Here is a 6,630-nt window from a genome sequence, read left to right as displayed (position 1 = left end):
GTGCACACCGAGTACTTCTTGGTTTGAGCTAGTTTTACGTGATTTATAAACCAAATCGGATTTGCTAGTTCGACTTGGTTATTTTATCCAACGCTCACAGGGGCTGATGGATGAGAAAACTAGGATCCTGCCCACGAGCTACTTGCCACCTTTATACCCCCTGCTGGATGTATACAATGTTTTTAACGTACTGATAATCAACAGAAAAAAATATTGCATTTGCTGGGGGTTTGTTCTTCAGAACACGGTGGTGGTTGGGTGGCAAACTTGCCTTCGGAGGCCAGCAACCTGTCGCACGAAAGGTGACCGCGCAGAGTAACCAGTAACCAGCCTAATTTTCATTCATTACCCAAACTTCCAGTTAGCGTGTTTACAAGTTCCTTCAAAATCAGGAAATATAGTTCGTGCATTAATGCCGTAATCATTAATTTGTTCTAAAAGTTTTCTCTTAGAACTCTTAACAATCTTTATTTCCGTGAGATATTTTGTCATCTCTGGATCTTCTTCAAGAGGACTAAATCCATCTATGGAACTATGTATTGTAAACCACCCAGACTGAGCAACTATCCGGTCATTATTCAGAGTTGGACGAAGGACTTTAGTCTCTGAAATATTAAATGGATTTTCTTTTACAGCATCTATCTCTTTCTTTTTGTCTTTATCAGAGAGAATTTTCCCTTTAGGAACCTCCAAAATGTACACGTAAGAATCTTTGTCCATACCGTACTCTTTCTCAATAGCAAAATAAAGTGCTGCTAAAGGATTACTTGTCCAATCTAAAAGCCTCGTTTTTAAGCCATAGTGTTGAGCCGTAATTAGTAAATCTAATTTGTTGTCATAGTCGATTTTTAAGTGTGCTACTCTTTCAATGTAACTTAGCATTTCATCTTCAAGGTTGCGCGTATCGCCTTTGCGTTCCCTCGCTATTGAAGGGAGTAAAGGCTTACAGGCAAGCTGTCCGCGATACAATATTCGCTCTGCATTTTTTCGCTCTCGTTCTGCCTGTTTTTGGTCAATTAAATTAAAAAAATCAAGCAAATTGCTTATTTCCAAACCTGTTGTCATTGTGTTACGGTTTACATTTTTTCATTAATGACTGACAATCAGCATCAGATCTTATATATGTTGAACGTTGTTAAAGCTGCCTTGTCGGAGCGTTCGGCCTGTCAGCTGAAACCCGGAAATGGAAGCCCAAACCTGCTCACGCAGGGCGTTCAAATTGCCGCCCGAAAGCCCGAGTTTGAATCACTCTATGGACCCTCATCCAACGGTTTAATATACGATGTGCGACGTTTAGGTGCATAGGCGTATATTAAACCGTTAGGCGTTAGTTTATTCCAGACTGCGTACATTCTCTGCGTGTGGCCCTTCCCCTCTATCTGCAATCTCAAATTCAACTCTTTGCCCTTCCTCTAATGTCTTAAAATCATCAGTTTCATCAGTTACTATTGCTGAATAATGAACAAATACGGCGGCTGACCCATCGCTTGGAGTGATAAAACCATAGCCTTTTTCTAAACTAAACCATTTTACAGTTCCTCGTACCATATATTATTTTTGCCCACAAATACGCTTCGTTTGGCAGTGTTGCGCCCTACTTTCTTTCCAAAACAGAGGGGTGTTCAGGTTAAGCCCCTTTTATTTTTATTCTTTTTTGTTTCGCCTAACGACTCTGAGTGTTGATAGTGGGCGAATCATTAACTGAACGGACGTACCCGAACCTTTACACACTCATCAGATTGGCTGCCAACTTTCCTTTGGGACGTGCGTCTTGTCAGCGGAAGCCTGCCCACGCGAAGCGAGCAAAACGCACAATTCGAAAAATTGTCAATTTCAAGTTACTTACTATTGAACATTGCCCAGTTGTACTTATTTGTTACAATTTTATTTTCTATTTGAGCAGTTGTACCAATAACAGCAATACTGCTGCTAATTATAGGTGGTAATTGAAGGTAATATTCCAATGCTGATACAGGAATAGATAAATACGTGAATACGGTATTCATTAAATAATTTTGATTAAGCTTATCTAAGGCACTATTTGCTCTCTTTATTTCATTTTGAAAAAATATAATATCTCCAATATCGCCCTTTATTATTGCTTCTGACCATTCTGCAAGAATCTCTCTAAAGGCAATACTAGCGGGTTCATTTGATAGTTTTAGAGTATCTTTTATTGTTGGCCTATAATGAAAGCGCCCTAACTCTTTCGAGGCAATACGTATGATTGCGACTTCATTCATGTATTGATTCCCTATGCTATAATTTGATGTTGCAACAGGCACTTTTAATAAAGCATTATATTTTTCTGCAAGTGCTGCAATCTTTATAAATTCAGTAATTGTATTAATGATAGGTCTAATTTTTTTATATCTTTTATTAATACGATCAAACTTTTTCTTTTCTTCAATCGTATATGAAGGAGTAAAATTTTTCCAATTTACTAGTTTCATTACTTCATCTACCATGTATGAAGCAGTTGATGGAGGTTCTTTTCCTATTTTATTGATATATTTTTCTTGGTCTATATTGATTTTTTTAAGCTCTTCTATAGCTTTAAATCCATCTTGTTCTGTAATTTTCATTCCCTTACTTTCAAGCATTCCTACAACAAACGACATAGGAAATTGCTCAAATTTTATACCATGATCTACTTGGTCTGAATTATTCGTGATATAATTATTATCAATTAGATTTCCTTTTAGCTTCTCAAAAAGCGGTATATTATACAGCATTATTGAAGGGGTAATAGATATTTGTTCTAAACAAAGGATTTTTAAATCTATTGGTACAGTTTTATTTTTAAATCTATCAAATACACCATCTGTATCTAATCTGTTAACCTCTAATAGTCCTTCTTCAAATGCCATGCTAATAAACGCGCTTGACAATGTACTATTCAAAATAGATATTTTTCTCATTGTTTATTAGTTCACAGTCATTAAAATCTACTTTTAGTATGCCGATGAGCGAAGAACAACAACACAGGCTTCGAGTTATTTTAACGAGCCCAGAACTCGATTGCTAGGATGTTCCCCTTGTCGCACGAATGCTGCCCCGCAAACCAAGAGGTTGACTGTCGAGATATTTTCCCTCTCACCCGAAACTCGCCCAATGAGCAATAAACTAAACTCCTTTGACCTGCAACCTGTCACCGGGACGCTGCCGAACAAGCACTACTTGTATGGAACACCCAACGACCTAGAGGGCTGATGGTGTACGAGTTATCTGACAGAACACATGTGCCCACCCCTTTGCACCCCCTGTTTGATGTATGCAATGTTTTTAACAGATTGATAATCAACAGACAAAAACATTGCATTTGCTGGGGGTTTGTTCGTCAGAATACGGTGGTGGTTGGGCTGCCACTTTCCCACGGGACGTGCTGCCTGTCGCCTGGAAGCCTGCCCACGCGGAGCGAACTATGGTTTTAAAACTCCTCAACAGTTCCTAAGAGTTGGGCATTATTTGAGATTAGCACAATTACACTGGCCTTTCCATTCAACTCGCCCAACTGAAGCGTCACTTTGTAAGGACCTTTATAAATGAAGAGACCGTTAACGTAATCTGCGCGCTCAGGTCGTTTAATGGCTACCAGTTCTATGGTGCGCTTCATAGGTAATCCATCAGTAGTTCGATATTCACGGCTAGCAATATCGTTCTCTCGCCCATACAACTTTTCTACGCCTTCTTGCTTCTTGGCCGCTTTGATGAACTCATCCCTGATTTTATCGTACAACAAATTGGCTTCACTTAAAGTGAGGTTATGTTGTTCAGCACGATAAGTTGTACCATTAAACCGATTTTGATCAATAGCTGCAACCGAGTTTGCTTCTGTGAACAGGTTTACCAAAGTCCTGTACACTTTGTATGTGTAATTGATATCGGAGCGTTCGCCTGTTCCTTCGCCAATAATTAGGCTAAAATTGTCGGCAGCCAGATGGCCCAGAGTGATGATTTTATTTGAAAATTCATCTGTACTAAAACCCGCTGGTAGTGCTTTTGAGCTTTTGACCATTCTGACCTCAATTTCTCCTTTGGTTGCTCCACTTTTCTCAGAACAATACAAGACGTAACGCCCCGCTTCGTTGGTCAACAAAGTGATGGAATTACCTTCTTCGGGTAGCTGTACTTCAGTTGTTACACCTCCGGGGCTTTTCCATAGTAAAGCGGGTTGGGCTTTTTTGGGATAGCGTAGAGACAAGCGAACCATTTCACCTGTTGCGAGCATAACCTCAGTTGAATCAGGTGAGGCCGATTTGTTTGCCAGATTAACCTTCCGAATTAGAATCAATGCCGGGCTGACTGAAACTTGTGCCAGTAAGTGGTGCGCTCCAATAGTGAGCAAAAACAGGAGCCCAATGATTTTAGACTTCATGTAAAAAAGTGTTAGTTACGGTAATAGGTACTGTATTAAAGAAAAAGACGGTTACCCATGCAAAAAGTTACCCTGTCACTGCCCACAAACCTAAACCTGCCTTATGAGGGCGTTCGCACTGTCGCCAGCCACCTGCCCAACAAGGCAAAGCCTGACATTTGGGGGGCGGTTGGCTTGTCGACCGATACCCTCATAACGAGCCTCAAGCTGGCCTGTCGAGCCGTGCGGCTTGTCGCCGGAACGATGGCATACACGCTTTTCTGTTTGGGCACCCAACATACTATTGTACGCAATTACGCTTAACATCAAGACATTGATAACGAAGGGCTTTAGGTTAAGCATCGGAATTCCTTAAGCCTTATGAGATGAGCCAATAGTTTAAACTAGGGTTTCTACCGCCTACAGGAAAAAGCCCCTTTTTCATAGAATTAACCCGTTTCAATAATAAGCGAATTAAGTAAGATTAATACTACTTTTTAAAAATAATAATTTCCTAATAAAGATAACAATATGTGAAAAAAGTATAAAAAATGAATATCTGCAAAATAGTTTAGTTCTTTCGTTTCTAATTTCTTGAGTTACACCGGAAGTTTAAGGTTAATTCCGTACAAAAAACTGTATATAATTGCACACAAAAAGCCCTTAACTATTTGACAACAAAATAGTTAAGGGCTTTTTGTGTAGTCTCGACGGAACTATAACCTACTTAATTTAGCACTTGCGCCTATTAGCAGAAAATCAGGTAAAATGCCCTTTATTTAATCGTATTAGCCGTTTTAAGTCTCACCGCCGATTAAGTTGAATATGGTTAAATTAAAATAAATTAAGTGATTCCGTACACAATTCCGTATACCGTCCTATATTTGGTGTACGGATAATAAACCTTTGTGTATGGCCCGTTCGTCAGATTCCCCCGTTACTTTTTTACTCCGCGACCCGAAAGCTAAGAAGCCGACACCAATCAACTGTATCGTTCGATTTGACAACCAGCGAATCAATGTTGGTACGGGTTTCAAAGCCCTACCCACTCATTGGAATTTGAAAACGAGTCGGGTTAAGAATGTTGTTGACGCCTTGGACAAAGACGATATAAACAGCTTTCTTGACAAACTGGAAAGCGCGATAAAAGAGATTGTTACAGAGCTAAGGGCATCTCGTAGTTTGACCGTTAAAGCCGTCCGGCAACGAATTGATGCATACTTGAAACCAGTAGTTGGATTGGAAGAATCGAAGCAAGCAACTCTGTTTACATTCATCGATAAATTTATTGAGAATTCTCCCCAACGGATCAATCTTGAAACAGGGAAGCACATCAATGAGCGAACTATAAAGAAGTATCGAACGACCGTTAAAGCGCTCCGAAACTTTGCTAGCCTCTATAAGCGGCCAGTTGATTTCGATACAATTGATTTAGACTTCTACAGTGATTTTACTGCCTACCTGACCACAAAAGAAGGGTTAGCGATGAACAGTGTTGGTAAATGCATCCAAATCCTCAAAGTGTTTTTAAACGAGGCTACAGCTAAGGGGGTAAACACTAAATTAGAATTCAAAAGCAACCGGTTTAAAGTCCTGAAAGAAGATGCTGACAGCATTTATTTGACAGAACTCGAATTACAACGATTAAACGAATTAGACCTTTCCAATAACCTCCGCTTAGAGCGGGTTAGAGACCTTTTCCTAGTCGGATGTTATACGGGCCTTCGCTTCTCTGATTTTACAGCTATACGCCCTGAATACATCAAAGAGGGGCTAATCCGAATGGAGCAACTCAAAACTATGGGTAAAGTGGTTATTCCATGCCATCCTGTAGTAACAGCTTTACTTCAAAAGTATAACGGCAAGCTACCCCAGGCAATTAGTAACCAGAAGATGAATGACTACATAAAAGAGGTTTGTCAATTGGCTGGATTTACTAGCCATGAGGGTAAAAGTATTACGAAAGGCGGGGTCCGCGTCTTTCGTTCGGTCGAAAAATGGCAATTAGTTAGCACCCATACGGCCCGCAGGAGTTTTGCAACCAACATGTATTTATTGGGTGTTCCGGCCATTACGATTATGCGGATTACGGGTCATAAGACCGAAAAGGCATTTATGCGATACATTAAGCTCGACGAAGAGCAACATGCTAAAATCATTGCTTTGCACTGGCAGAAACAGCTACAAAATACGCCGTTTCCAGTTGCCAGTTAACTAATAATAAAAAAAGCCCGCTTTGGTCTGGAATACCAACAGCGGGCTAAACTTTAAAA

General features: G+C 40.0%; 7 protein-coding genes. 3 read left to right on the top strand and 4 right to left on the bottom strand.

Annotated elements, in window-relative coordinates:
• Positions 1 to 345: 345 nt before the first annotated feature.
• Positions 346 to 1,065: an FRG domain-containing protein gene (locus tag ACYVGO_RS05465; protein ID WP_460968160.1), complete on the bottom strand. Its 720-nt coding sequence runs from the start codon at positions 1,063 to 1,065 to the stop codon at positions 346 to 348.
• Between the two features lie 57 nt (positions 1,066 to 1,122).
• On the opposite strand from ACYVGO_RS05465, the gene ACYVGO_RS05460 reads away from it, so the two are divergent.
• Positions 1,123 to 1,305, top strand: coding sequence for a hypothetical protein (locus tag ACYVGO_RS05460; protein WP_460968158.1), 183 nt, complete (start codon positions 1,123 to 1,125; stop codon positions 1,303 to 1,305).
• Between the two features lie 27 nt (positions 1,306 to 1,332).
• Here ACYVGO_RS05460 and ACYVGO_RS05455 read toward each other — a convergent pair whose 3' ends face one another.
• From ACYVGO_RS05455 to ACYVGO_RS05445, 3 genes are all read right to left on the bottom strand, one after another.
• Positions 1,333 to 1,548 carry a cold shock domain-containing protein gene (locus ACYVGO_RS05455; RefSeq protein ID WP_460968156.1) on the bottom strand — a complete coding sequence of 72 codons (216 nt, stop codon included), beginning with the start codon at positions 1,546 to 1,548 and terminating at the stop codon, positions 1,333 to 1,335.
• A gap of 290 nt (positions 1,549 to 1,838) precedes the next feature.
• Positions 1,839 to 2,870, bottom strand: a complete 1,032-nt coding sequence (locus ACYVGO_RS05450) for a hypothetical protein (protein ID WP_460968154.1) — start codon at positions 2,868 to 2,870, stop codon at positions 1,839 to 1,841.
• A 560-nt stretch (positions 2,871 to 3,430) separates the two neighbouring features.
• Positions 3,431 to 4,231 (bottom strand): hypothetical protein, encoded by an 801-nt coding sequence (locus ACYVGO_RS05445; protein ID WP_460968152.1) that lies wholly within the window; start codon positions 4,229 to 4,231, stop codon positions 3,431 to 3,433.
• A gap of 204 nt (positions 4,232 to 4,435) precedes the next feature.
• Here ACYVGO_RS05445 and ACYVGO_RS05440 point away from each other — a divergent pair, with 204 nt between their 5' ends.
• Both ACYVGO_RS05440 and ACYVGO_RS05435 read left to right on the top strand, forming a co-directional pair.
• Positions 4,436 to 4,681: a hypothetical protein gene (locus ACYVGO_RS05440; protein ID WP_460968150.1), complete on the top strand. Its 246-nt coding sequence runs from the start codon at positions 4,436 to 4,438 to the stop codon at positions 4,679 to 4,681.
• 588 nt (positions 4,682 to 5,269) lie between these two features.
• Complete coding sequence (locus ACYVGO_RS05435) at positions 5,270 to 6,571, top strand: site-specific integrase (RefSeq protein ID WP_460968148.1); 1,302 nt, start codon at positions 5,270 to 5,272, stop codon at positions 6,569 to 6,571.
• Positions 6,572 to 6,630: the final 59 nt, after the last annotated feature.

This window comes from Spirosoma migulaei, assembly GCF_054776855.1.
Note: the sequence above shows the minus strand (reverse complement) of the source record. Positions and strands in the feature narration are given on the sequence as shown.

Bases quoted from the DNA above. Each gene is read 5' to 3' on its own strand.
- ACYVGO_RS05465 (WP_460968160.1), bottom strand. From the start codon at position 1,065: ATGACAACAGGTTTGGAAATAAGCAATTTGCTTGATTTTTTTAATTTA.
- ACYVGO_RS05460 (WP_460968158.1), top strand. From the start codon at position 1,123: ATGTTGAACGTTGTTAAAGCTGCCTTGTCGGAGCGTTCGGCCTGTCAG.
- ACYVGO_RS05455 (WP_460968156.1), bottom strand. From the start codon at position 1,548: ATGGTACGAGGAACTGTAAAATGGTTTAGTTTAGAAAAAGGCTATGGT.
- ACYVGO_RS05450 (WP_460968154.1), bottom strand. From the start codon at position 2,870: ATGGCATTTGAAGAAGGACTATTAGAGGTTAACAGATTAGATACAGAT.
- ACYVGO_RS05445 (WP_460968152.1), bottom strand. From the start codon at position 4,231: ATGCTCGCAACAGGTGAAATGGTTCGCTTGTCTCTACGCTATCCCAAA.
- ACYVGO_RS05440 (WP_460968150.1), top strand. From the start codon at position 4,436: ATGCAAAAAGTTACCCTGTCACTGCCCACAAACCTAAACCTGCCTTAT.
- ACYVGO_RS05435 (WP_460968148.1), top strand. From the start codon at position 5,270: ATGGCCCGTTCGTCAGATTCCCCCGTTACTTTTTTACTCCGCGACCCG.